Origin of the sequence: Luteipulveratus mongoliensis (assembly GCF_001190945.1) — a bacterium.
In the GTDB taxonomy this organism is placed as follows: domain Bacteria; phylum Actinomycetota; class Actinomycetes; order Actinomycetales; family Dermatophilaceae; genus Luteipulveratus; species Luteipulveratus mongoliensis.
In genome coordinates, this window is record NZ_CP011112.1 from 1,766,038 (window position 1) to 1,790,675 (window position 24,638).

General features: G+C 68.8%; 24 protein-coding genes and 1 tRNA gene. 11 read left to right on the plus strand and 14 right to left on the minus strand.

What is annotated here, in order from left to right:
- Positions 1-3: 3 nt before the first annotated feature.
- Entirely contained in the window at positions 4-1,746 is a 1,743-nt protein-coding gene (locus tag VV02_RS08440) for an ABC transporter ATP-binding protein (protein ID WP_052590962.1), read from the minus strand.
- On the minus strand, positions 1,743-3,449 hold the full coding sequence (locus VV02_RS08445; protein ID WP_052590963.1) for an ABC transporter ATP-binding protein: 1,707 nt from the start codon (positions 3,447-3,449) through the stop codon (positions 1,743-1,745). The genes VV02_RS08440 and VV02_RS08445 overlap by 4 nt, the downstream gene beginning before the upstream one ends.
- Before the next feature lie 140 nt (positions 3,450-3,589).
- On the opposite strand from VV02_RS08445, the gene VV02_RS08450 reads away from it, so the two are divergent.
- Entirely contained in the window at positions 3,590-4,150 is a 561-nt protein-coding gene (locus VV02_RS08450; protein ID WP_052590964.1) for a dihydrofolate reductase family protein, read from the plus strand.
- 35 nt (positions 4,151-4,185) lie between these two features.
- Positions 4,186-4,779: a methylated-DNA--[protein]-cysteine S-methyltransferase gene (locus tag VV02_RS08455; protein ID WP_052590965.1), complete on the plus strand. Its 594-nt coding sequence runs from the start codon at positions 4,186-4,188 to the stop codon at positions 4,777-4,779.
- Positions 4,780-4,789: 10 nt separating this feature from the next.
- On the opposite strand, the gene VV02_RS08460 is transcribed toward VV02_RS08455, so the two are convergent.
- Positions 4,790-5,512, minus strand: coding sequence for a TetR/AcrR family transcriptional regulator (locus tag VV02_RS08460; RefSeq protein ID WP_052590966.1), 723 nt, complete (start codon positions 5,510-5,512; stop codon positions 4,790-4,792).
- An 88-nt stretch (positions 5,513-5,600) separates the two neighbouring features.
- Here VV02_RS08460 and VV02_RS08465 point away from each other — a divergent pair, with 88 nt between their 5' ends.
- Entirely contained in the window at positions 5,601-6,509 is a 909-nt protein-coding gene (locus VV02_RS08465) for an alpha/beta fold hydrolase (protein WP_052590967.1), read from the plus strand.
- Between the two features lie 62 nt (positions 6,510-6,571).
- Here VV02_RS08465 and VV02_RS08470 read toward each other — a convergent pair whose 3' ends face one another.
- Complete coding sequence (locus VV02_RS08470) at positions 6,572-6,775, minus strand: hypothetical protein (RefSeq protein ID WP_052590968.1); 204 nt, start codon at positions 6,773-6,775, stop codon at positions 6,572-6,574.
- Between the two features lie 165 nt (positions 6,776-6,940).
- Complete coding sequence (locus VV02_RS08475; protein WP_052590969.1) at positions 6,941-7,696, minus strand: C39 family peptidase; 756 nt, start codon at positions 7,694-7,696, stop codon at positions 6,941-6,943.
- An 88-nt stretch (positions 7,697-7,784) separates the two neighbouring features.
- Here VV02_RS08475 and VV02_RS08480 point away from each other — a divergent pair, with 88 nt between their 5' ends.
- Entirely contained in the window at positions 7,785-9,146 is a 1,362-nt protein-coding gene (locus VV02_RS08480) for a cryptochrome/photolyase family protein (RefSeq protein ID WP_052590970.1), read from the plus strand.
- A gap of 9 nt (positions 9,147-9,155) precedes the next feature.
- Here the strand turns inward: VV02_RS08480 and VV02_RS08485 are convergent, their stop codons facing one another.
- From VV02_RS08485 to VV02_RS08495, 3 genes are all read right to left on the minus strand, one after another.
- Positions 9,156-10,442 carry an alkaline phosphatase family protein gene (locus VV02_RS08485; RefSeq protein ID WP_179945355.1) on the minus strand — a complete coding sequence of 429 codons (1,287 nt, stop codon included), beginning with the start codon at positions 10,440-10,442 and terminating at the stop codon, positions 9,156-9,158.
- Between the two features lie 109 nt (positions 10,443-10,551).
- Positions 10,552-11,529 (minus strand): TolB family protein, encoded by a 978-nt coding sequence (locus VV02_RS08490; protein ID WP_052590971.1) that lies wholly within the window; start codon positions 11,527-11,529, stop codon positions 10,552-10,554.
- Positions 11,526-12,806: an MFS transporter gene (locus VV02_RS08495; protein WP_052590972.1), complete on the minus strand. Its 1,281-nt coding sequence runs from the start codon at positions 12,804-12,806 to the stop codon at positions 11,526-11,528. Before VV02_RS08495 ends, VV02_RS08490 begins: the two co-directional genes overlap by 4 nt.
- A gap of 155 nt (positions 12,807-12,961) precedes the next feature.
- On the opposite strand from VV02_RS08495, the gene VV02_RS08500 reads away from it, so the two are divergent.
- Together VV02_RS08500 and VV02_RS08505 are read left to right on the plus strand one after the other, a co-directional pair.
- Entirely contained in the window at positions 12,962-13,948 is a 987-nt protein-coding gene (locus VV02_RS08500) for a helix-turn-helix domain-containing protein (RefSeq protein ID WP_052590973.1), read from the plus strand.
- 104 nt (positions 13,949-14,052) lie between these two features.
- A complete protein-coding gene (locus VV02_RS08505) occupies positions 14,053-14,490 on the plus strand; it encodes a pyridoxamine 5'-phosphate oxidase family protein (protein WP_157063334.1) in 438 nt (145 codons plus the stop codon).
- A gap of 101 nt (positions 14,491-14,591) precedes the next feature.
- Here VV02_RS08505 and VV02_RS08510 read toward each other — a convergent pair.
- The 3 genes from VV02_RS08510 to VV02_RS08520 all read right to left on the minus strand — a co-directional run bounded on the left by VV02_RS08510 (position 14,592) and on the right by VV02_RS08520 (position 16,583).
- Positions 14,592-14,664: transfer RNA gene (locus VV02_RS08510), tRNA-Ala, on the minus strand.
- Between the two features lie 119 nt (positions 14,665-14,783).
- Positions 14,784-15,113 (minus strand): hypothetical protein, encoded by a 330-nt coding sequence (locus tag VV02_RS08515; protein ID WP_052590975.1) that lies wholly within the window; start codon positions 15,111-15,113, stop codon positions 14,784-14,786.
- A gap of 75 nt (positions 15,114-15,188) precedes the next feature.
- Positions 15,189-16,583, minus strand: coding sequence for an amino acid permease (locus tag VV02_RS08520; RefSeq protein WP_052590976.1), 1,395 nt, complete (start codon positions 16,581-16,583; stop codon positions 15,189-15,191).
- A gap of 82 nt (positions 16,584-16,665) precedes the next feature.
- On the opposite strand from VV02_RS08520, the gene VV02_RS08525 reads away from it, so the two are divergent.
- On the plus strand, positions 16,666-17,148 hold the full coding sequence (locus VV02_RS08525) for a PH domain-containing protein (RefSeq protein WP_052590977.1): 483 nt from the start codon (positions 16,666-16,668) through the stop codon (positions 17,146-17,148).
- Entirely contained in the window at positions 17,145-18,689 is a 1,545-nt protein-coding gene (locus VV02_RS08530; protein WP_052590978.1) for a PH domain-containing protein, read from the plus strand. The genes VV02_RS08525 and VV02_RS08530 overlap by 4 nt, the downstream gene beginning before the upstream one ends.
- 99 nt (positions 18,690-18,788) lie before the next feature.
- On the opposite strand, the gene VV02_RS08535 is transcribed toward VV02_RS08530, so the two are convergent.
- Positions 18,789-20,504, minus strand: coding sequence for a dolichyl-phosphate-mannose--protein mannosyltransferase (locus tag VV02_RS08535; RefSeq protein ID WP_245633025.1), 1,716 nt, complete (start codon positions 20,502-20,504; stop codon positions 18,789-18,791).
- 219 nt (positions 20,505-20,723) lie between these two features.
- Here VV02_RS08535 and rsmI point away from each other — a divergent pair, with 219 nt between their 5' ends.
- Both rsmI and VV02_RS25945 read left to right on the plus strand, forming a co-directional pair.
- Positions 20,724-21,575 (plus strand): 16S rRNA (cytidine(1402)-2'-O)-methyltransferase, encoded by an 852-nt coding sequence (gene rsmI, locus VV02_RS08540; protein ID WP_052590979.1) that lies wholly within the window; start codon positions 20,724-20,726, stop codon positions 21,573-21,575.
- Positions 21,576-21,790: 215 nt separating this feature from the next.
- Positions 21,791-22,018 carry a GIY-YIG nuclease family protein gene (locus VV02_RS25945; protein ID WP_245633026.1) on the plus strand — a complete coding sequence of 76 codons (228 nt, stop codon included), beginning with the start codon at positions 21,791-21,793 and terminating at the stop codon, positions 22,016-22,018.
- 175 nt (positions 22,019-22,193) lie between these two features.
- Here VV02_RS25945 and VV02_RS08545 read toward each other — a convergent pair whose 3' ends face one another.
- Both VV02_RS08545 and VV02_RS08550 read right to left on the minus strand, forming a co-directional pair.
- Positions 22,194-22,550 carry a hypothetical protein gene (locus tag VV02_RS08545; protein WP_157063335.1) on the minus strand — a complete coding sequence of 119 codons (357 nt, stop codon included), beginning with the start codon at positions 22,548-22,550 and terminating at the stop codon, positions 22,194-22,196.
- Between the two features lie 3 nt (positions 22,551-22,553).
- A complete protein-coding gene (locus VV02_RS08550) occupies positions 22,554-23,156 on the minus strand; it encodes a DUF4126 domain-containing protein (protein WP_052596740.1) in 603 nt (200 codons plus the stop codon).
- A gap of 202 nt (positions 23,157-23,358) precedes the next feature.
- On the opposite strand from VV02_RS08550, the gene VV02_RS08555 reads away from it, so the two are divergent.
- Entirely contained in the window at positions 23,359-24,612 is a 1,254-nt protein-coding gene (locus VV02_RS08555; protein WP_052590981.1) for an MFS transporter, read from the plus strand.
- The last annotated feature ends 26 nt before the right edge of the window (positions 24,613-24,638 follow it).

Genomic DNA, 24,638 nt, shown 5'->3' on the forward strand with positions numbered 1-24,638 from the left:
GCCTCAGCCTGACCAGGCTTCCCACAGCTCCGCATAGCGACCGCCGGCCGCGACGAGCTCGTCGTGGGTGCCTTCCTCGACGATGACGCCGTCGTGCATCACGAGCACCCGATCAGCGGACTCGGACTGGGTGAGTCGGTGCGCGACGACCAGTGCCGTACGTCCCTCGGTCACGGCGAGCGCGGCCCGCTCCAGCTCGCGTGCGCCCGCTGACCCGCCCTCGGCGGTCGCCTCATCGAGGATCACCACCCACGGATCGGCCAGCGCGACCCGCGCGAGTGCGAGCTGTTGCGACTGCGCTGCGGTCAGCGGGTGTCCGTGCTCACCGACGACGGTGTCGAGGCCGTCGGGCAGCGCCTTCACCCACGGCCAGGCGAACGTCGACTCGAGTGCACGCTGCACCTCGTTGTCGCTCGCATCCGGTCGGGCAAGAGTCAGGGACTCGCGGACCGTGCCGGTGAAGACGTGAATCTCTTGACTTACGAGGCTGATTCGGTCACGCACGGCGCGGGAGCCGAGGTCGTCGTACGACGTGCCGGCGAGGGTGACTCGGCCGGTGGAGGGGGCGAGCACCCCGGCCGCGATGGCTCCGAGCGTGGTCTTGCCTGCGCCGCTGGCTCCGACCAGTGCGACGCGTTCGCCGGCGGCCAGCGTGATCGTCGTACGTCGGAGCACGGGTTGGCCTGGTACGTAAGCGTGCTCGACGTCTTCGAGGCAGAGGGAGCCCGGATGAGATGGCGGCTCGGCGCGCGCCGGCTCCGCTTGCGGGATGGTGGCGACACCGGCGAGCCTGCTGAGCGACGCGCCTGTCGACTGGACCTCGTCGAACATGAACAGCAGCGCGCCGATCGGGTTGAACAGGCGGTGGAAGTAGAGCGCTGCTGCGGTCACCGCGCCGACCGAGGTCCACTCCTCACGCACCAGGAAGAAGCCCGTGACCGAGATCGACAGGAGCCCGATCATCTCGGCGCGGTTGTTGCGCGCGAGGAACCTGGTGAGCAGCCCGAAGACGTTGAGGGCGATGCCGACGGTCCGGCCGGACGCGTCCTCGATGCGGGCGCGCTGGAGGTCTTCGGTGCCGAACGCTCTGACGGTCGAGGCGGCTTGGAAGCCGACGACGAGTGCGCCCGCACGCTCGCCTTGCGCCACCCGCTCCTCGCGATACAGGGGCGCGGATCGTGGGAGATACCAACGGAGTCCGAGCACATAGAACGGGACGGTGACCAGTCCGGCAAGCCCGAGGCGCCAGTCGAGGGCGAACAGCCCGATGGCCGTGAACCCGACCGCGACCACCGAGCTGACCAGGAGCGGGATGACCTCGTTGAGCGCTGTGGTCACCGTGCGGACGTCATCGCCGACACGCGAGAGCAGGTCGCCCGTGCCTGCCTGCTCGACGGTCGCCGCGTCCAGGTGGAGCGTCCGCTCGAGGACGTCCTCGCGCAGCTCGGCCAGGGCGGGCTCGCCCGCGCGCGCGAGGAGGGCGACGGCCAGCCCGGAGAAGACGGCGCCGAGCACTGCTGCGACGGCAATCGCGACGGCAGAGGTGATGACGTCCGCGGAGTCCGCGCTCCGGCGTACGTCATCGACGATGCGCCCGAGCAGCCATGGCGGGACCATCGCGGCGAGCCCGGCGAGGGCGAACGCCAGCACCGCGCCCAGCGTCGCCCGCCGATGGGTGGACAGCAGGCGCCGGGTGAGCCGGACTGTCGTACGCCGGTCGGCGATAGGCAGCAGGGCGGCGCTCATCGGAGCACCAGGTCTCGGTAGTCGGCGTCGTGGCTCAGCTCGTGATGGGTGCCGGTCGCGACGACCCGGCCGCCGCGCAGCACCACGACCCGGTCGGCCTGCGCAAGAAGGGCGGGACTGCTCGTGATGAGCCAGGTGGTCAGGTCGCTGCCCTCCGGGTGACGAGCGCCGCGCAGGCCCTCGGCGATGCGCTGCTCGGTGACCGCGTCGACGGCCGTGGTCGGGTCGTGCAGGACCAGCGTCGCGGGCCGGGCGGTCAGGGCTCGGGCCAGCGCGACGCGTTGTCGCTGGCCACCGGAGAGGGTGCTCGCGTCGGCCACGACCGGCTGGTCGAGACCTTCGGCGTGCAGGTGTACGACGTCCTCGGCTACCGAGGCAGCGAGGACCTGCTGCAGCTCGGCCCCGGTGTGCGTCCCCCGGGGGTCGACGTTGCTGCGGAGGGTGCCCTCGAAGAGGTCGGGGTGATGTGGGCTGACGAGCAGTCGCGCCCGACGGGCCGCGACGGTGAGGTCGGAGAGGGGCTCGCCGTCGAGCGACACGTCACCCTTGAGATCGTCAGCGGCGACCTCACCTGCCAGCAGGCGGACGAGCGTGCCTGCTGCTCCAGGATCTTCGACGACGAGACCGAGCAGCTCGCCGGGGCGCGATGACACGGTCAGTCCGTCGAGCGGACCGGTGTGGACGTCGTCCAGGCTCAGCCCGGTCGCCCGCCCGATCGGCGTACGGTCGCCGGTCTCGATCAGCGGCGGGGACTGCAGGAAGTCCACGATGCGTTGAGCGGAGGCGTGTGCGCCGGCCACCTGTGCGCTGACGCGACCGAGGGCACCGAGCGGCTCGGCGAGGAACTGTGTCAGTCCGACGACGGCGACGAGCTCGCCGATGGTGATGGTGCCGTCGAGCGCTCGGAGGCCGGCGATGAGGGCGACGACCGCGAGGAACAGCCCGCTGAGGCCGGTCGTGAGGCCCTCCATGGCGCCGTACGAGCGAGCGGTGTGGATGCCCGCGACCTTTGCCTCCTGGCTGCGGAGCCGGTAGCGCGCGGTGGCCGCGTCCTCGGCCCCGACACCCTTGAGAACCCGCAGCCCGCGGACGAAGTCCGTGGCCGTGCCGCTGGTGCGCGCGATGCGGGACTGCTGGACGTGGCTGCGGCGCGAGATCGCGGGGCTGACGACCTGGATCGCAGCCAGCACCAGGGGCACGCCGATGAGCACGACCAGGCCGATGACCAGGTCGGTGCGCAGCAGGATCACGGCACTGAGGATGACGGAGGCGGCCGAGGCGATCGCGGAGCCGAAGGACCGCGCCACGGTGCCGACGGCCTCGGCGTCAGAAGTCGCCAACGAGACGGTCTCACCGGTCAGCAGCGAGGTGCGTACGCCACGAGGGGCAAGGGTGTGGTCGGCGATCTCCATCCGCAGCAGATGAATCTCCTGCTGCATCGCGCCGAACCCGAGCCGGGAGCCGAATCGGTAGCCGTAGCTGAGGAATCCGAAGAGGACCACGAGCGCGCCGCCCCAGATCAGCAGGGCTCGGCCGTCGCTCGGCGCGACGGCCTGATCGATGATGACGCCGATCAGGACAGGGACCAGCGCCTCGCAGATCTGCCACATCGCCAGGAGCGCGAAGCAACCGGTGAGCCGGAGGCGGTGGCGACGGATGATCCGGGTCAGGAGGTCGCGCGCTGAGGTGGGTGCCTGGCGCATCGGCGCTCGCTCGGGAGCGTCAGCAGATGGTCGAAGCACCCGGCCAGGTTAGTCGACCCTAAGTTGGGCTCGACGCGGGTGGGGCCGCAGCCAGAAATCGATACCCTCGAAGCCCGCACCGTGACGGACGGAGACCCACGATGGGCCGGCTGATCTACTCCACGATGGGCTCGCTCGACGGCTACAGCGCGCGGCCCGACGGCACCTTCGACTTCGGTCTGATCGACGAAGAGGTGCACCGGCACGTCAACGAGACCGCGCGCCCGATCGGCACCCATCTCCTCGGTCGGCGGATGTACGACGTCATGAGCTATTGGGAGACCGCGCCGGTCTCGGGAGACGAGGCTTCGGCGTACGAGCTGGACTTCGCCCGCATCTGGCAGGCGGCCGACAAGGTCGTCTACTCGCGCACGCTGAAGGACGTCGCCACCGAGCGGACCCGCATCGAGCACGACTTCGACCCGGCAGCGGTCGCGCGGCTCAAGGACGAGTCGGACCGCGACCTCGGCATCGGCGGACCCACGCTGGCGGCGCTCGCGATCCGGGCAGGGCTGGTCGATGAGTTCCAGCTCTACCTCGGGCCGGCGCTCGCGGGTGGCGGCCTGCCGTTCTTCCCGCCGGGTGTGGATCTGCCGCTCCGGTTGGTGGACGAGCAGCGGTTCGGCAACGGCGGCGTCTACCTCGCGTACGCCCCGCGCTGACGCGCGTGTCGGTGGTCAGGGAGAGGATGGGGGACATGGTCGACCAGCAACCGTCGTACGCCGGCTGGACCCAGTCCGCGGTCGCCGAGGCCGAGGGTTTCGCGTTGTTCGAGACCGCCATCGGCACGTGCGGGGTGGCGTGGAGCGAGCGCGGGATCGTACGCATCCTGCTGCCGGGCGAGAGCGACGACGCCGTGCGGACACGGCTGGCGCGCGAGCTGCCGGCGTCACACGAGCAGGAGCCGCCGCCGGCCGTGGCCGAGGCCGTCGTGCGGATGCGCGCGCTGATGGCGGGGGAGCAGGACGACCTTGCTGACGTCCAGCTCGACTGGAGCGGAGTGTCGGACTTCCACCGCCGGGTCTATGAGATCGCTCGGGCGATCGAACCCGGCTCGACCCTGACCTACGGAGAGGTCGCCCACCGCCTGGACGACCCGGGCGCCGCACAAGCAGTGGGTCAGGCGCTTGGTCGCAACCCGTTCCCGATCGTGGTGCCGTGCCACCGCGTGCTGGCTGCGGGTGGCAAGTCGGGCGGCTTCTCTGCGCCGGGTGGAGCGAAGACCAAGCTGCGCATGCTGGTCATCGAGGGTGCTCGCGAGCCCGACCCGCCCACTCTCTTCGACGTCTGACCGAGGCGCCCTAGCGGCTCGACGTGTGGTCCCGCGGATCACTGAGCAGTCCGACGAGGACGCGTCGCACGATCCGGTCGAACTGCACCGCCGGTTCGTCGGGACTCATTCCACTGACCTCGCTGAGCGCTCGCGCGAGGTGCGGGTGCTCACCGGCGGCCGCGGTCCGCATGAGATATCCCGTCCGGCCAGCCTGCTGGAGAGCTGCACCGGGGTGAGGTTTGTCGCGCTGGGCCTCCTCGTGGACGAGCAGGCGCACCGTGGCGCTGAGGATCGCGACCGCCTCCAGCCTGGTCGCGGCCGGGACGTCGATGTCGGCGAGCAGGCCGAGCGCGTGGTCCAGATAGGCCACCACACGCGGCCCCATCGGCGTACGTGTGGCGACGACGTCAATGATCCACGGACGGTCGAGCAGGATGCGTCTGCTCTGCCGGGCGAGCTCGAGCAGGTCGGCGAGCCAGTCGCCGGTGGGCGGTGACGTGAGGTCGAAGGCCGCGTAGGCCTCGTCGATCATCAGCTCGACCAGGTCGTCGCGGTTCTCGACGTAGCGGTAGAGCGAGGCCGAGCCGGCGCCGACCTCCCGCGCGACCGCCCGCATGGTGACGGCATCGATGCCGTGCGCGTCCGCCAGTCGCAGCGCAGCGCGAGCCAGCTGCGCCCGTGAGAACGTCGGCGCCGGGCCGCGGCTGCTGCGCTCGGGTCGGTCCCAGATCAGGACGTGCTCCTCGGCCACCACATCTCCTTTTGCGAACACCGTCCGCAGTAGCCTAGTCTTGGTTTACTGCGAACGATGATCGCAGTAAACCAAGGAGGAGCACGAGATGACGCGCCAGGACAGGTGGACCAGCACGGAGTACGCGGACAACGGCGGGGTGCGCCTCGCGTACGACCGCTTCGAGGGCAGCCACGGTGAGCCCCTTCTGCTGGTGATGGGTTTGGCGACATCGCGCTTCTGGTGGCCGGACGGCCTGTGTCAGGCCTTCGCCGACCAGGGCTTCGAGGTGGCGCGCTATGACCAGCGCGATGCCGGTGAGTCGACCCGGATGCCCGACACGACGACCCGCAACCCGTTCGCCGCGCTGCTCGGCAAGAAGGGTGACGCCTACACCTCCGAGGACATGGTGGACGACGCCGCGGCGGTGCTCGATGGCCTCGGCTGGGACCGCGCCGTCATCTTCGGCCACTCGATGGGCGGCCTCATCGCACAGCGCATCGCGCTTCGTCATCCCGACCGGGTCCGCGCGGTGGTCTCGTCCGCGGCGGTGCCGAGTGACGTGTCCGGTCTGAGGACGATGCGCTACCTGCGGTTCGGCCTGCTGTCCAAGCTGGCTCGCGCGAAGTTCCCCGAAGGTCGCGAGGGCGACATTGAGGCGGGGATGGCCGTCGCTCGTGGAGTGGCGTCGCCGGGCTATCCGTTCGACGAGGAGCGGGTGCGCGCCTGGGTCGAGCAGCAGGCCGACAGCGGGCCGCGTGACGAGAAGGCGCAGGGCCGGCAGATCGGTGCGCAGTGGCACGGCGCCAAGCTGTCCGAGCTGAGCGTCCCGACTCTCGTCCTGCACGGCGAGGACGACCCGATCCTGAAGGTCGCGGCGGCGCGCGCGGTGTCCCGAGCGATCTCCGGGTCGCGGCTGATCACCTGGCCGGGAGTCGGGCACGACATCCCTGAGGCCCTGTGGCCGAGGGTCGCGGCGGAGACCAAGCGACTCCTCACACCTGCTCCCGTGCCCTGAACGCGGACGCACAGCAGAGCCCCGCCGGACCATCGCTGGTCCGGCGGGGCTCGCGGTCGTGACTACTGCGCCACTGTGTTGAACGTCAGGCCGCGCCACGTGTCGGTGTAGTAGTTGCTGGAGCCGTTGCTGTACTTGAAGCAGCCGGACCCGCACGAGCCGGCATAGACGTACGACGCGGCTGCGGACGCCGACTCCGCAGCGGCCAGACCGATTCCGAGCGGGACGGTCGCGACAGCCAGGACCCCGATGATCTTCTTCTTCATGGCTTCTCCCTGATGTTCTCCACCGCCGTGTGCGGTGCGAGTACGCCGAAGGTAGGTCTGGGGGCAGGGCCGCCGAATGCGTGAAGACCGCCGCACTCGTTGAGTAGTTCTGCCTTGCCAGGTCAGGTGGTCACTTCCGTGAGGACTCTGCCGGGTTCGACAGACCTAGTTGGTCTGTCCGGTGAGGTCGGCGGCGTACGCCACCCCGTCGTCACCACTGACGTTCAGGATGTTCGCGAGATCCTGTGTCGGCACCGCGTACTTCTGCGGCACGTTGGCATAGTCGTCGTTCATCCCGGACGCCGGATCCGCGACGTAGAGCGTGTTGCCGTCTTCGGAGTATCCGTAGACGGTGATGTAGTGGTAGACGTCCCGGTCCGGGTAGGCATCGTTGAGCTTGTGCTCCTCGGTGGACCTGATGTTGACGACCATGGCATGGCCGGACCGTCCGATGCTCTGGCGCGCGTTGTCCTTCAGGACGTCTGCGACGGAGGGGTCCCCCTTCTTCCCCAGGCTCGGGATCTCCACCGCTGTGTAGGCCTGCGGAAGGCCGCTGATGTCCAGCGCCTCGTTCATGCCGTCTGAGGCGGCGCCCACATCGGCCGTCTGCCAGTCGAAGGGATTGGACCAGGACGGCTCATAGGTCACCATCAGGTCGGCGAGGCCCCCTTGGCCCATCGGGTTGTTCACCCACGACTTGAGTGCCATGCGCGAGGCAGCCGGGCCGCACCACCACCCCTTCTCCTCCTGCTCCCACTGGATGTCGAGGACGCGGCTCGACGGGAAGTCCGTACTCGTGCCTCCGACCCCACCCCCGGCGCCTGCGTCATCTGAGGCCACAGAGGTGGCTGCAGGAACGACGAGTGCCGAGGCCAGTACGACTCCGGCAGCAACGATGGAAGTACGACGTACGCGTGACATGTTTTCTCCCCGGTAGTTGTTTCGACATGGACGTGCCTCACCCGTGCGGAGGTTCCTCTCTGGATGAGCGACGACCTAGGCTCGTGACATGTCTGGTCCGACGATCCTCTGGTTGCGCCGAGACCTTCGGCTGCGCGACCACCCGGCCCTGGTCGAGGCGGCCCGTCAGGCCGAATCTGCAGGCGTGACAGCGGTTTTCGTGGTCGATCCACGTCTGTGGGCGGGCGGTGGCGATGCCCGACGGCGCTGGCTGGCGGACAACGTCCAGGCCCTCGAGCACGCGTACGACGGGCACCTCGTCCTCCGCGTGGGTGCGCCCGAGGAGGTCATTCCGGCTCTGGCGTCCGAGGTGGGCGCGCGGGCCGTGCACATCTCAAGGGAGTCGACGCCCTACGGCCGCCGTCGGGACGAGCGAGTCCAGGCGGCACTTGGTGACGTACCGCTCGTGGCCACCGGCACGCCGTACGCCGTCGGTCCCGGCCGGGTGCTGAACGGCAGCGGCAGCGCCTACAAGGTCTTCACGCCCTTCGCGCGAGCCTGGCGCGAGCACTGCTGGCCGGCTCCGGCGGACGTGCCGTCACCGCTGCGCTGGCACGACGCACGCTCTGACCAGCAGGCTCGCGCACTGCTCAAGAAGGCTCGCGAGACGGGTCCGGCGCCGGCCTTCGCTGCGGGCGAGGAGGCGGCGCTCGCCCGGTGGGACGAGTTCGTTGACGAGGCCGTCGCGACATACGACACCGATCGTGACCTGGCTGCCGTCGACGGGACGTCTCGGATGTCCCCCTATCTCAAGCTCGGCATAGTGCACCCGCGGACCTTGCTGGCCAGCCTGGGCGCGCGTCGAGGAGACGGCGTCGAGACGTTCCGCACCGAGCTCGCCTGGCGCGAGTTCTACGCGGATGTCCTTTGGCACCAACCACATTCAGCCTGGAAGGACCTACGCGGCAACCTGGCGGGAATGGCGTACGACGAGCCCGGCGATGACGTACGCGCCTGGCAGTCGGGGCGGACCGGGTTCCCGTTCGTGGACGCCGGCATGCGTCAGCTGCTCGCCGAAGGTTGGATGCACAACCGAGTGCGCATGGTGACGGCGAGCTTCCTGACCAAGGACCTGCACGTCTGGTGGCCGATCGGTGCGCGGCACTTCTTGGAGCATCTCGTTGACGGAGACCTGGCCTCGAACAACCATGGCTGGCAATGGGTTTCGGGGACGGGAACGGATGCGGCGCCGTACTTCCGTGTCTTCAACCCCATCACGCAAGGTCAGCGGTTCGACCCGGACGGGACGTACGTGCGCCGCTGGGTGCCGGAGCTGCGGCACCTTGAGGGAGGGGCCGTGCACGAGCCGTGGAAGCACACCGACGGCTACGTGCACGGCTATCCGGAGCGGATCGTCGACCACGCGGAAGAACGCCGAGAAGCGTTGCGCCGCTACGAGAACGCCCGCTGACGACCGGCCCTACTGCACCGGCTTGAGTGTCCAGACCTGAGACGTGGTGGACTGCGTGAGCCCGGTGCCGGCGCTGGTCCCGCCGGAGGTCAGGTTGAGCCCGCTGGACGCTGACACGAGCTTGTCGCCACCAGTCGTGGCGACGCGCTTCCAGCGCTGATTCGCGTTGCCGGTGCAGGTCCACTGGATGATGCGTGCGCCGACCGCGGCCGAGCCGTTGGCGACGTCGACGCACAGCCCGCTGTGCACGTTCTTGATGGAGAACGTCCCGTCACCATTCGCGTTGAACGCGAACTTCTGGTTGTCGCCCGTGTGCGCCGGCCACTGGATCAGCTGGGTGCCTGTGGCGGTCGAGCTGTTGGGGACATCGATCGCGTTGCCGCCGGACACCACCTGGTAGGTCTTCGAGGCGGACGCCGTCGACCACGGCTGGCTGATCGCCGTCTTGTCGGCGGCGTTGCCGAGCGCGGGCAGCCCGTACATGTCCTCGAGCGTGCGCAGCACGTTGTAGTGGTTGATCGTCTCGTTGTAGGTGCCGGGCGTGATGTTCGCACCGACCAGCACGGTCGCGATCTTGTTGACGGAGGTGAAGTTGTCCTCGTCGAACGTGAGGATCAGCAGGCTGTTGTGCGTCTTGGCCCACTGCGCGTAGCCGTCCAGGTTGTCCTTGGTCCAGCTGTCGCCGGTGCCGACCGAGCAGTCGTGCATGTCGCTGCACATGTTGGGGACCACGAACGAGACGTCGGGCAGCGTCGAGTAGTCGCTCGGGAACTCCGAGAAGGGCACGTGGACGCTCTGGTCGACGTTGTCGAAGTCGGCCCACGGCGCGTGCTTGCGTTGGTAGTCATCGGACGAGCACCCGTCGTAACCGGCGCTCGGCAGGTCCTCGGAGTACGCCTTGAACGTCTTGCCGGCGTCCGCCAGCTGGGCGCCCAGGTTGTCCTTGCCGGTGAAGTCCTGCGGGCAGCTGTCGCCCGTGACGCCCTGGGTCGACCCGGAGAACAGCGCGATGTAGTTCGGCTGGCTGGGGTGCGTGACGCCGTAGGAGTCGGACATGTACGCGCCCTGCTTGGCGATGCTGTTCCAGTACGGCGCGCTGCTGCTGCCGATGATCGAGTCGTAGTTCTTGTTCTCGTACATCGCGACTACCACGTGGTCGTACGTCGGCAGGGCCGCGGCGCTGACCGCTGCGGGGGTGCTGGACGCGTCGGCTGGAGCTCCGGTGGCGGCGCTGGTCACGGCTGCGAGGACGGTCACGGCTGCCACGCCGGCGGCGGCGACAAGGGGGATGCGCATCAGGAGGTCACCTTCTGTGCAGGGACGAGATCGGGTAACCCTGGTTGTACCGGCAGCGCGGGTCCGCACGGGGCCCCGTGGTGACAGCGGCACAGGTGTGCCGCGTGGTTCAGCGCAGGCTCGCCGGGGACTCCGCGTCCCGCACCGCAATCGTGGGTTTGCCGCTGCCGTCGGCCGGCACCGCCCAGACATCCGAGTGCCGCGCGTCCCGAGGGACGCCGTAGACCACGGTCCGGTCGTCGCGCCACGCGGCCTGGTCGTCCACGTTGCGGGTCTCGGCCAGCGGTGTCTCGGTCATCGTGGCGAGGTCCAGGACCGTCAGCCGCCACATGTGGGCCGGGTCACTGGAGACCCGCTTCTTGTACGCCAGCCGCGTCCCGTCCGAGGACAGCGACGGGCACTCGACGTTGTCGTGCAGCGTGCGCACCGACTTCGTGGCGATGTCGCCGGCCACCAGGTAGCGCTTGCCCGCAGTCGACATGGTCGCGTAGAAGCGGTTGTCGTCCTTGGTGAACGTGATGCCCCAGTAGTTGATGTCCGCCTTCTTGTACGGCTTGCCGTCCAGCGTGACGTGGAAGGTCTCGAGGGTGGCGACGACATCCTTGGTTGCGGTGTTGAGGATCCCGGAGCGGGTGGAGAAGCGGCCGCCGTTGTAGGAGTCGCCGGCCACGAACACCGTCCAGGCGACCATCTTCCCGCTCGGGGACGTACGCGCTCGGCTGGGCACTCCGTTCAACGGCAGCGTGCGGCGGACTCCGGCGTGCTCGTCGAGCACGGCCACCTCGAACGTGCCGGGCGCCTCCTTGCTCGGCCGCAGGCAGACGCCGTTGGTCCCGCTGTAGTACACCCGCGCACACGTCAGGCTCGTGGTCGTACGACTGCCGCTCGTTGACATGACGGCGAGCCGGCCGTAGCCGGGTCCGTCCGCAGTGCTGCGGATCAGCAGGCCGCGGGTGTGGTCGAGGGCGACGACTCCGGCAGGTGCGGCACCGGCTGTTCGCCGGGCGGCGACGATGACGTACGCCACCGCGCCGGTCGCGAGCAGCAGGGTGGCAATGAGCGCGAGCACGATCCGGTTCTTGGTCATGATGTGGTCAGCACCTCTGCCTGGTGAGCGGCGCGCCGCAGCAGCAACGCCGAGAACGGCAGCGCGATCAGCACGCCGACGGCCGCGGCCCACGCCGCATGCGTACGGCTGTCGAACTGCCAGATCGCGCCGAATGCCACGGATGAGACGAGGTAGGCCAGCGCCTGCCCGGTCTGGAGCAGCGCGATCCCGGTGGTGCGCAGGTGCGTCGGCAGCACCGGTCCGGCCAACGCCATCAGCACGCCGTCGGTGGCCGCGTAGAACACGCCGTACAACGCGATCGGGATCAGCACGGCGAACCAGCCGGCCGCACCGCCGGTGAGAGAGACGTACACCAGCAGCAGCGCGACATGGCCCCCGAGCACCACGCGCCAGCGGCCGATCCGGTCCGCGAGCACACCGACCGGTCCGGCCAGGGCGAGGTAGACGAGGTTCAGCCCGACGGCGAGCAGCGGGAACCAGTGCACCGGAAAGTCTTCGCGCTGCTGGAGCGTGAGATAGACGAAACCGTCGCCGACCGTGACCAGGCCGAGCAGGATCGCGGCCAGCTGAATTCGGCGAAACCTGTTGTCCCGCAACAGGTTCAGCGCCTCGAGGAAGGTGCCGTGGGCGCGCAGTGGCTCGCCGGGCCGTTCCTTCGTCGGCAGGGTGTCCGTGCGCTCGCGGACGAACAAGGCGAGCAGGATGACGCCGAGCACGGCGATGCAGAAGCTCACCACGAAGACCGCGTCGTACGCCTGCCCCGTGGCCGACAGGACAAGGAGCGCGACCAGGGGCCCGAGGAAGGCGCCGATCGCGTCCATCGTGCGGTGTACGCCGAACGCGGCACCGAGCGCGTCCGGCGGAGCGGATACCGAGATCAACGCGTCCCGCGGGGCGGTGCGGACTCCTTTGCCGATCCGGTCGACCGCCAGCATCGCGCTGATCCCGCCGATCGAGCGGCCGACCGTGAGTAGTCCCAGCTTGGCCAGCGCGGACAGGCCGTAACCCATCCCGGCGACGAGCTTGCGTGCTCGCAGGCGGTCTGCGACATAGCCGCCGATCAGGCGGGTCACGGCGGTGATGCCTTGATAGAGACCGTCCACCACGCCATAGCCGACCATCGACAGGTGCAGGCCGAGCACGAGGTACGCCGGCATGATCGCCGTGACCATCTCGGAGGACACGTCGGTCACCATGCTGACGAGCCCCAGGGCCAGCACGTTGCCGGTGACCACCCGGCGCAGCGTGCCGCCGCCGGTCTTGGGGCGCGGAGTGCGGACCGTGGACAGGTACATCCTTGGTGGTCTCCTCGGACAGAACTGGTTCGCCGGTGGGCGGTGGCCATTGTGGAGGGTCGAGGCCAGGAGCCGTGGCCTGCCTGTGCCATCGGCGCAGCGGTGTCAGCCCGTCTTTCGTGGCATCAGCGCCCGGGCGTCACCATAATGCGGACGTGACCTCGACCGACCTGATCGGCCAGCTGCGGGTTCTCGGCCTCAGCACCCTTGCGACACGGGTCTACTCCCAGTTGCTGGACACCGGCGCCGCCACCGAGGCCGAGCTCGCTGCAACGCTCAGCATCGACGCCGCCGAGGCGCGTGACGCGGCAGCACAGCTCGTGGAGGCCGGGTTGCTCAGACCGGCTCCGGCCGACACCGCGTTCACGCCGGTGCCACCCGAGACCGGGCTGGACATCCTGACGAGCCGGGCGCAGTCCGCGCTGCACGAGGCCCGAGTGGTCACGCTGAACGCGTACGACGCCTACCGTCGCTCGGGACTGGGACCCTCCGGCGACGACTTGATCGAGGTGGTCAGCGGGCCGGCCATGCTGCAGCGCATCAAGCAGATGGCCAAGGGTGCGCAGCGCAGTGTGCGGCGGCTCGACAGCCCCCCGTACTACGCCAACAACACCCTGAGCAATCCCCGAGAGATCGCGCAGCTGAAGGCGGGTATCGAGTACCGCGTGGTCTACGCACGCGCTTCCCTAGAGCGGGAGAACTACCTGGAGGGCAACGTGCTGCCCTGCATCGAAGCCGGCGAGCAGGCACGAGTGCTGCCGGAGGTGCCGGTCAAGCTGACACTGGTCGACGATGTGATGGCGGCGGTGTCGTTCACGCTCGGCGAGGCGGACGTACACGCGGTCACGCTCTTCGTGCACCCGTCCAGTCTGCTGACCGCTTTGTCCGGACTGTTCGAGCTGGCCTGGCGCGCCGGGCTGGACCTGCATCGAGACGGCAGCTCGTCCGAGCGCCGCCTCACCGCGACGGAACGCCGGCTGCTGGCTCTGCTGGCTGCCGGCGTCAATGATGACGCCATCGCCCGGGAGCTCGGGGTGAGCCGGCGGACGTTCTTCCGGCACATGGAAAAGCTGATGGTCAGCGCCGGTGCCGCCAACCGCTTCCAGCTCGCCCTGCACGCGGCCAACAACAACTGGTTGTGACCATGTCTTAGAAGTGCTGCGAGTGCGAAGCGGGAGGGACTCCGTCCTGCATGAGTCGCGGTCAAATGACGACCGCGGCAGGGACTGAGTGCGACGCTGTTCGGGTGTGCAACGCGGTTGAGCTGAACGGTCGGGATCTCGTTGGGGCGCGGGTCACAGGGGTCGTCTCCTCGGTGTACGTGGATGGCTCGACTGGTGATCGCTCTCTGGTGCATGTGTGGCTGATGCTCGATGGGAAACCGGTGTTGTTTCACACGATGTCGGGCGTGCGCATCCTCCGCTCTGACATCGAGAAGCCTTATGAGATGGCTGAACTGGGCGGCAGGGTGGTGGTTGAAGAGTCGGCCGGCGAACCTTGGGATGCCTTGGTTGGGCGGACAATCACGGGCGTTGCCCGCTTGTGCCCGGATCTGGGCGAGGACGGGTGGCTGCTGAGGGCGAGCGGATATCAGATGGCGGTCATGGATCTGGGCGACGAGCTCGTCGCCCGCCTGTGGCCGGATGCATCCTGGGGCAACCTGGCTGTGGTCGAGCTGTTCTGAGCATCCGGGCCAGGCTCATTGCAACCCGAACGGGAGACGAGCAGGTGCCAAAGACGAAGCCCCGCCTCGCGCTGTGCGAGACGGGGCTTCATCGTGCTGGGTGGAGCTGAGGGGATTCGAACCCCTGACCTTCTCATTGCGAACGAGACGCGCTACCAACTGCGCCACAGCCCCAGAGCGGGAGCAACGATAACACCGCCCAGGCCAAGGTCTGAAACCGAGTGCGTGGGGTGTCAGACGTGAACCATGGCTCACGTCTGACACCCCACGTCGAGGCGGTGTCCCGGACCCAGCTACCAGCAGAAGGTCGGCGGATTCACGAACAGGTTGGCGACCACGAACGTGCCGATGGTGATCGATGCTGCATCCAGCGCGGTCCAGAGCGGGTTGCGGAACCACGCCGCACCAATGACGAACGGCGCTGCCCAGATGAGCACGGTGCCGATCACGAACCATCCTCCGTCCATGTTGACGTGGTTGTCACCGACGGAGTTGGGGCAATGGGAGGCAGCGAACAGGCCGAGGCCGACCGCGTAGGCAGCGACCACCGTCCAGCTGACGAGCACGATGCCGACGATCACCCACAGGGCGGCACGGCGTGCGAGACGTTGATCCTGGTCCATAGAGAGAGAGTCGATGCTTGCCGTGGCGCACAGAAGAGCGGAACTACTCAGCAGCGGAGCACTTCGCCCGGACGCCTACGGAGCGTCCGCGGACTCCTGCTGTACGCCGGCTGCCGGGCTCTGGTCGTCGCCGCCACGCAGTCCGTGCTTGAAGATCCCGGCGCCGATGATCACGGCGGCTACGGCGACCGAGAGCCACAGCTCCAGCCGCTGACCGTGGCGGACCGCCATGATCATCAGGACCACGACGATGAACGCGATCGTCGCCCGCGTCAGCCACGGGAAGGCCCACATCCGCACCGGCGGGTCGACGCCCTCGTCCTCGAGCTGACGCCGCATCCGCAGCTGCGAAGCGGCGATGACGATGTAGACGAACAGTGCGATGGCTCCCGAGCTGGCGAGCAGGTAGCCGAAGATCTTGTCCGGCAGCAGGTAGTTGCCGATGACGCCGAGGAAGCCCACCACCGTGCTCACCACGATCGCCCACGCAGGCACGCCGCGCGACGTCGTGGTCGACCAGGCCCGCGGAGCATCGCCGCGCGACGACAGCGAGAACGCCATGCGTGAGGCGGTATAGAGCGCGGAGTTGAGGCACGAGGCGACCGCCGTGAGTACGACGATGTCGAGAACCGTGGACAGGCCGCCGAGGCCCATTCGGTCGAGTGCGTACTGGTACGAGCCGTTCTCGAGCAGGTCGGGCGACTTCCAACTGACCAGCGCGACCACCACGAAGATCGAGCCGAGGTAGAACAGGCTGATCCGCCAGATCACCGAGTTGACGGCCTTGCGGATGCCGCCGACCGGGTCGGGCGACTCGGCCGCCGCGATGGTGACGATCTCGGTGCCCATGAAGGTGAACATCGTCGTCAGCATCGCCGCGATGATGCCGCCGAAGCCGTCGGCGAAGAATCCGTTGGACCACAGGTGCGAGATGCCGGACGTGTGCGAGCCGGGCAGCGCGCCGATCATCGCCAGGACGCCCACCGCGATGAACGCCACGATCGCGATGACCTTGACCAGTGCGAACCAGAACTCGAACTCGCCGTAGTTGCCGACGCTGAACAGGTTGGTGCCCATCAGCAGAGCCGTGATGAGCAGCGCGAACACCCACTGCGGCCAGTCCGTCCACGACGACAGGATCGCCGCGCCGGCCGTGGCTTCGACCGGGATCACCACGACCCAGAACCACCAGTACAGCCAGCCGATCGAGAAGCCTGCCCAGCGCCCGATGGCGCGGTCGGCGTACGTCGAGAACGAGCCCGTGTCCGGATGCGCGGTGGCCATCTCGCCGAGCATCCGCATGACGAGGACGACGAGGGTGCCGGCGAGGCCGTACGAGATCAGGACCGCCGGTCCTGCGAGCTGGATGGCCGTGGCCGACCCGACGAACAGGCCGGCGCCGATCACTCCGGCGATCGAGATCATGGTGACGTGTCGCGGTTTGAGGCCGCTTCCGAGCTGATTGGACATCTGGGCAGCCTGACATCCGACACTGCCTCGGGGTGCGTTGCGTGGCAGCGGTTTTCGAAGGCCAGCGTGAGAAGGTGAGGCCATGGATCTGCGGGAGCCTGCCAACCTTGTGAGCCCCCGGGCCAAGATCTACTGGGCCCTGCGCGCGGGCATCGGGTGGCTCATCGTGCTCGCTGCGCAGATCGTCGTGCTCGTCCTCGTCGACGAACGCCCTTGGTGGCAGTGGGCATTGGTCGTCGCGACCGTCGTCGTCGCACTCGGCGTGCTGCTGGTGATGCCGGCCTGGCGCTACCGCGTGCACCGCTGGGAGGTGTCGCCGACGGCGGTCTACACCCAGACCGGATGGGTCACCCAGGAGCGCCGCATCGCACCGATCTCGCGGGTTCAGACGGTGGACACCGAGCGTGGACCGCTCGCGCAGCTGTTCAAGCTGTCGACCGTGACCGTCACGACAGCCTCCTCCGCCGGCGCGCTGCAGATCGAGTGCCTCGACCGCGATGTCGCTGCTCGGCTGGTTGACGACCTCACTCGCGTCACCGATCGCACCGAGGACGACGCGACGTGACCGACGCCGCTCCCCTCGAGGCGCCTGGCGCTGATCAGTGGCGCCGGCTGAGCACCCGGATGCTCCTGGTCCACCCGGTCAAGGAGTTCATCCGCTTCCTGCCGGCCGTCGCGGGCCTGCTCATCGCGGGCTCCACTAGCAACGGTGGGCAGTGGTGGTGGGGCCTCATCGGTGCGGGCCTCGCCATCGGGCTGGGTCTGCTGCGCTGGTTCACCACGCGCTACCGGTTCACCGCTGACCAGGTCCAGCTGCGCCACGGGCTGTTCAGCCGAAGCACGGTGACAGCGCCCATTGATCGGGTCCGCACGGTCGACGTCACGTCGTCGGTGCTCCACCGGGTGCTCGGTCTCGCCGAGGTCAAGATCGGCACGGGCGCCGACGACAAGGAGCTGGCGCTCGACGGGCTCACGACCCAGCAGGCCGGTGCGCTACGCCATGAGCTGCTGCACCGGCGCCGCGGTGTTGCTGACGGAGCCACGCCCGAGGGTGCCGTTCCGGGAGACGAATCAGTAGATTTACCAACAGGTTTCGCGGATGAGGAAGAAATTCTGCGACTGGACCCGCGGTGGATCCGGTTCGCGCCGTTCGGTCCGAGCGGGCTCATTGCGGCCGCCGCCATCATCGGTGTGAGCCTGCAGGTCATCAATGAGGCCGGCTTCAATCCTGACGAGAACTCCACCGTTCAGAACGGCATCGACCAGGCCGAGCGGATCGGTGTCTGGGTCGCCGTACTGATCCTCGTGATCGGTGCTGCCCTGCTGGTCCTGCTGCTCTCGCTCGGTGGCTACCTCCTGCTCTACTGGGGATTCCGGCTGACCCGCCACACGCGAGGCGGCACCCTCCATGTCGCCCGTGGGCTGCTCACGACACGGGCAACCACGTTGGAAACTCGAAGGATTCGCGGTGTCGAGCTGCAGGAACCCCTGGCCTTGCGGCTGGTCGGTGGTGCCCGCTTGGCCGCGATCACGACCGGGCTCAAAGGCAGTGACGACCGCGCGCAGAGCTCGATGCTGGTCCCACCCGCTCCGGTCGCCGTCGCCCGAGGAGTGGCCGATCGCGTTCTTGGAGTGCCGGGTACGACGGAGGTCGCCTTGCGTCGACACGGTCCAGCAGCCGTCCGCCGCCGCTACTCACGCGCGCTGCTCGGGGGAGCTGTACTCGCGGTCGCCGCAGGGGTGGCCGGATTTCTGGTGACGCCATGGCTTGCCGTCGTCGCGGTCGTACCGCTAGCGGCTTCGGCGCTGCTGGCGGGGGACCGGGCGCGTTCGCTGGGCCACGCGTTGACCGAGCAGCACGTCGTGTCACGGTCGGGCAGTCTGCTGCGCGGTACGGATGTGATCGGGCGGTCCGGCGTCATCGGCGTGAGCCTGCGGCGGTCGTACTTCCAGCGACGGGCGGGACTCACCACGGTGACGATGGCGACTGCTGCGGGCGACCAGCGGTACGACGTCATGGACGTCACGCAACCGGTCGCAACGGCCCTGGCCGACGACCTGCTCCCCACCCACCTCGCACCCTTCACGAATTCGCCGGTCGAGTAGCCGGAGCGCCAGCGGGGGCGTATCGAGACCAGGTGCGCGCGGTCGCCGGGTCTCGATACGGCTCGGCTGGCGCCTCGCCTACTCGACCAGCGGTGGCGGCTAGATCCAGCTGGGGAACCACATGTGCAGCTGCCACTGCCGGTAAGGGATGACCTGCGCGGTGTAGAGCGGCCACCAGAACACGAAGAACGCGACCGCGAGCGAGACGTAGCCACCGACGACAAGCCGCCCGACCCGTCGCCGTTCGGCGGAGTCGGTCTCCTTGCCCAGGACCAGGCCGCAGATGTAGACCACGGCGAGCACGACGTACGGGGCGAACGTGACGGCGTAGAACGTGAAGATCGTCCGCTCCTGGTACATGAACCAGGGCAGCCACCCCGCCGCGATACCGCCGAGGATCGCGCCGGCGCGCCAGTCGCGGCGCAGCAGCCAGAAGAACAGGAGCACGAACAGCGCGACCGTCGCCACCCACCAGATGGAGACGTTGCCCAGCGAGGTGATCGCCTTGCTGCAGGAGTCCACGTCGCAGCCCTGCTGGCCGCGCTTGGGGCTCTCGTAGAAGTAGGAGGTCGGGCGCGCCTGCACCATCCAGGACCACGGGTTGGACATGTACTCGTGGAAGGAGGTGATGTTGGCGGCCGAGTTGTACATCTCGACGTGGTACTGCCACAGCGAGCGCATCGAGTCCGGCAGCCAGCCGAACAACGACGAGTCGGGTGAGATGCCGTTGTCCTGGTTGGCCGGGTGGGTCGCGGCCCAGTGGCGCTGGTAGCTGTTGTCGGCGCGGAACCAGCCGGTCCAGGTGAACAGGTAGGTCACGATGGTCAGCCCGACCATGGTGAAGGCCGCGGGGATCGCGTCCTTGATGAACGTCGCCGAGATCCACCGACGTACGCCGACCGCGCGTCGCGCGCCGAGGTCCCACAGCACCGTCATGAGCCCGAAGGCGACGAGATAGAAACCGTCCGACCACTTGGTCGCGGTGCCCAGGCCGAGGCAGATACCGGCAACCCAGCGCCACGGCCGCCAGCCGAGCCGGGGCCCACCGAGCCGGTTGGACCCGATGAACGTGCCGGCGTCACGCATGCCAGCGACCTTGTCGGCCAACCGTTTTCGGGCGTAGTCGCGATCGGCGAGGATCGCTACGAAAGCGGCGAGCGCCCAGAACATCACGATGATGTCGAGGATCCCGACGCGCGAGTGGACGAACTCCATGCCCTCGACGGCGAGCAGCACCGACGCGATCGTGGCCAGCGTGGCCGACCGGAACAGGTGCCAGGCGGCGCGACCGACCAGGTAGATCGCGATCGTGCCGACGACCGCCACCGCGAAGCGCCAGCCGAACGAGTCGTTGATGCCGAAGAAGTTCTCGCCGATGCCGATCATCCACTTGCCGACCGGCGGGTGGACCACGAGATCGGCATCGGTGCCGTACGCCGTCGGGTGCAGACCGTTGGTGAAGTAGGAGTCGGCCACCTGTCCCTGGTGATCACCAGGGACGTTGAAGGTCGAACCGCCCTGCACGATGGTGTCGCGGACCCTGAGCTCGTAGCCGTTCCGGATGACCGACCAGCCCTGCTTGACGTAGTAGGTCTCGTCGAAGATCAGCTGGTGCGGGCGCCCGAGGTCCCAGAACCGCGGCAGTCCGCCGAGCACCGTCACGATCGCCGGACCGAGCCACGCCCACAGACGCTCCTTGGCCGTACGCGGCCTCCCGAGCAGGCGGCGTCGCAGGACCGATTGCGTACTGCTGACCCCGTGACGTGGCGTCTTCGGTGTCGCCGTCTCGGCGTCCCGCGTCAGCGTGCTCGCCACGCGCCCTCCCTCGTCTCTGCCGGCTCGTTTGCCGGCTCGTCGTTCGGCACCCCGGGTGAGGTTAACCGAGAGTCCTGTCCCGTGGCCGGGGGTCGGCCCGACCCACACGTCCTGACCGGTACGACGAGACGACGATGCCGGACCGAGGGAGCCTGCGACCTCGGCCGGAGGAGGAGTCTCGTCCAGAGAGATCAGACACCGGGTGGGAGGCTTGCGCTCATGGCTGGACTTCTCGTGCTGGCGGCGACACCCATCGGTGACCCCGCGGACGCCGCACCCCGACTCGGGCGGGAGCTCGCAGGTGCCGATGTGGTCGCCGCGGAGGACACCCGTCGTACGCGCCGGCTCTGCGACTCGTTGGGTGTCACCACCCGGGGCGAGGTGCTCAGCTATCACGAGCACAACGAGGCGTCCCGTACGCCGGACCTCGTCGAGCGCCTGCGCGGCGGCGCCCGCGTCGTACTCGTCACGGACGCGGGGATGCCTTCGGTGTCGGACCCGGGCTACCGCCTCGTGGCTGCCTGCGTGGAGGCCGACATCGCGGTCACCTGTGTGCCAGGGCCGAGCGCGGTCCTGATGGCGCTCGCGGTCTCGGGGCTGCCGGTCGACCGGTTCTGCTTCGAGGGCTTCCTGCCGCGCAAGGCGGGGGAGCGCAGCCGGGTGCTCGGCGATCTGCGCACCGAGCGCCGGACGATGGTCTTCTTCGAGGCGCCGCACCGGCTGGCCGAGTCATTGGCGGCGATGGCGACGGCCTTCGGGGACGAACGACGAGCCGCGGTCTGCCGAGAGCTGACGAAGACGTACGAGGAGGTCCGCCGCGGTCCGCTCGCTGAGCTGGCGGAGTGGGCCGTCGAGGCCGCACGCGGCGAGATCACCGTCGTGGTCGCGGGAGCGCCGCGCGTCATCGCGACGATCGAGGGCGTCGTCCCGGACGTGCTCGAACGCGTCGCCGCCGGCGAACGCATGAAGGACGTCTGTGCCGAGCTCGCGCAGGAGACCGGACTGTCCAAGAAGGCCCTGTACGACGCCTCCCTCGCCGCCCGCCGCGCCCTACCTAAGCCGGTCGAGTAGGACCGGCCACCCACCGCTGGTCGAGTAGGACCGGAGCGCTAGCGGAGGTCCGTATCGAGACCCGGTGCGCGCGGTCACGGGGTCTCGATACGGGCTCGCCCTTTGGGGCTCGCCCTACTCGACCAGCGAGTCGCCCTACTCGACCAGCGAGGGCGCTTATCCACAGATTCCTTCGCGCGCTGCTGGCGGCGGTCTTGGCGCGCGACGATCACGACATGGCCTGGACGTACATACTTCGTTGCTGCGATGGCAGCTACTACGTAGGCAGCACGACCGATCTGGAGCGACGGCTGGCACAGCATCAGCATGGCGAGGGAGCCTCGTACACCCGCCTTCGGCGCCCGGTCGAGCTGGTGTGGTGCCAGGAGTTCGCGCGTGTCGACGAAGCGTCGCACTCGAGAAGCAGGTGCAGAACTGGGGCCGGGCGAAGCGCGAAGCTCTGATCACCGGTGCCTACGACCAGTTGCCAGCGTTGGCACGTAAGCGTTTTCGCCCGCTCCCGCTGGTCGAGTAGGGCCGGAGCGCTAGCGGAGGTCCGTATCGAGACCAGGTGCGCGCGGTCACCCGGTCTCGATACGGGCTCGCCCAGGGGCTCGCCCTACTCGACCAGCGAGAGGGTCAGCAGAGGGAGTCGAGGGGGAGGCGTACGCGACTGCTGCCCGGCTCGTCGAGCTTGAAGCAGATCCAGGCGACCTTGCCCTGGGCGACGTACGACGTCGTACGCACCTCGTGGGTCGCGGTGTAGTCCCGACCGTCCACGCGGTAGCGCAGCGTGAGCGCGGTCTGGTCTCCCTTGGCCTCAGTCCGTACGACGGTCGTGCTCGCCATCCCGTCCGGCGGCGGGTCGTGCTGGGTGCGCCGCCAGATGATCCACCCGGTCAGCGCGATCACGACGGCGAGCCCGATCAGGAACATCGGACGCGGTCGAGCCGGCGCGAGGGGAGCGGGGCGTAACGGCTGGTTGCGTGCTGGCATGCGTCAGGCGGGCTGGCTCACGCCGCCGCGCCGCCGCCGCTTCAGCCGCCGGAGCCGACGGCGCAGCGCCCACACCGCCCAGATCATCAGCACGAACGCGCCGATCACCAGGATCGGCAGGAACACCGCACTGATGCTGAGCCCGATCGAGGCGACGTCCTCGACGCCGGAGATCACGGGTGCTCCGATACCTGCGGTCGAGACGTTGACGGCTGGTCTGATCGCGGCCTTCGTCGTATGGACCAGCCCGGCGATGACGACACCGCCGATCGCGCCGACCCACGGGTGGTCCTGCATCCACGTGGTCTTGTCGAGGTCCTCGGCCGACTGCGTCGCGGCGAACACGACACCGCCGATCGTCGGGCGGACCGCGGTGCCGATCAGGTCGTTCATGCTGTCGATGGCGGGGATCTTGTCCAGGATGACCTCGGCGACGAGCAGCACGGCCGCTCCGGCGATGGCCCAGGGCGACTCGATCCAGGCGAACGACGCGGGCAGGGTGATGACGTCGCTGAAACGCGCCACGAGCGCGACCATCAGGAACGGGATGTAGGCGTTGAGGCCGGCCGCAGCCGACAAGCCGGCTCCGGTCAGAGCGGCAAACATCGTCGTGAACCTCCCACGTCGGACCACCCACGGGTCCACGTGAGCCCCACATTCCCACAAGCGCCGCTTCCTCGGCGGGAGCGGATGGCCGTGCCGGAGGTGTTTATCCGTGCGGCGGTCGAGTTCGACGCGCCGCTCCCTCGAGCCGGCTGGACGAAACTCGGTTGCCGGTCGGATCGCGGCAGGAGCAGCGTGCGTCCTGATGATGCCCTCGAGGCCTCCGTTCTGGCCGGTGCGTGCGCGCTCGCGGTCGCCCGTCCGTGTCTACTACGCGCTCCAGCTGTTGCGACACCTGCCGACCTCACTCGTGGTCGTGGTCCACGTCGTGTCCGACCTGCATCTCGGGCCGCTGGATCTGGTCCTCATGGGCGTCACCATGCAGGCCGCCACGGTGCTGTGCGAGCTCCCGACCGGGGTCATCGCAGACATCTTCGGCCGCCGTGCCTCCATGGTTCTCGGCTTCTTCGGCATGGGCGTCGCCTGGTTGCTGGTTGGCCTCGTGTCGTCTGCGATCACGATCATCGTGCTGTGGGGCCTGTACGGCGTCGCCCAGACCTTGGTCAGCGGCGCCCGGGAGGCGTGGCTGGCCGACGAGATCGGTGAGGAGCGGATCGGCGCCGTCCTTCTGGTCGGTGCGCGGGTGCGGTACGCCGGGTCGGTGCTCGGCCTGGTCGGACAGCTCCTCCTGGGGCTGGTGTCGCTCCGGGCCGCGATCGTTGCTGGCGGTCTGGCACTGGTCACCTGTGGCTGTGTCTGTCTGCTGCGGATGCCGGAGACCGGGTTCGTCGCCGCCGGAACGGCCGGTGGGTCGGCGCGTCCACTCGTTGTCCTGCGTCGTGGCTGCTCGGTGGTCCGGGCGTCCCGCGTAGCGACTGCGGTGCTGGTGGCCCAGCTCCCGCTGGGAGCGGTGGCGGCGACGTTCGACCGGTTGCGGGAGGCCCACTTCCTGTCCGACATCGGGTTGCCGCGCATCGGTGATCTGGATCCGCTGATCTGGTTCGGGATGCTGTGGCTGCTGGCGATGTGCCTGGGCTTTGCGGGCACAGGAATGGTGATCAGGTTGGAGGCGCGCGGCGGCGTACTGGCCGTCGGCCACGCCTTGACCGTGCTCACCGTCATCGAGCTGCTAGCCCTGCTTGCCTTCGGTCTGACCGGGTCCACCTGGTTGGCGCTCGGTGCCGTACTCGCTGTCTTCTTCGCGCGGGACCTGGCCGGCCCGGCCCGGACGATCATGCTGAACGCTCAGATCACGAGCTCGGCCGTACGCGCGACGGTGTTGTCCCTGAGCGGCCAGGTTCAGGCGGTGGGCCAGGTCGTGGGCGGAACCGCTCTGGGACTGATCGGTGGCGCGTGGGGAATCCGGGCAGCGCTGGTCGGTGCCGCCGTCACCGGGATTCCGGCGATCCTGCTGTACGTCCGAGGGGCGCGGGAGATGGCGCGGGTGAAACGCGGGTGAGGGACGCTGCGCGGCCCTCCTAGGAT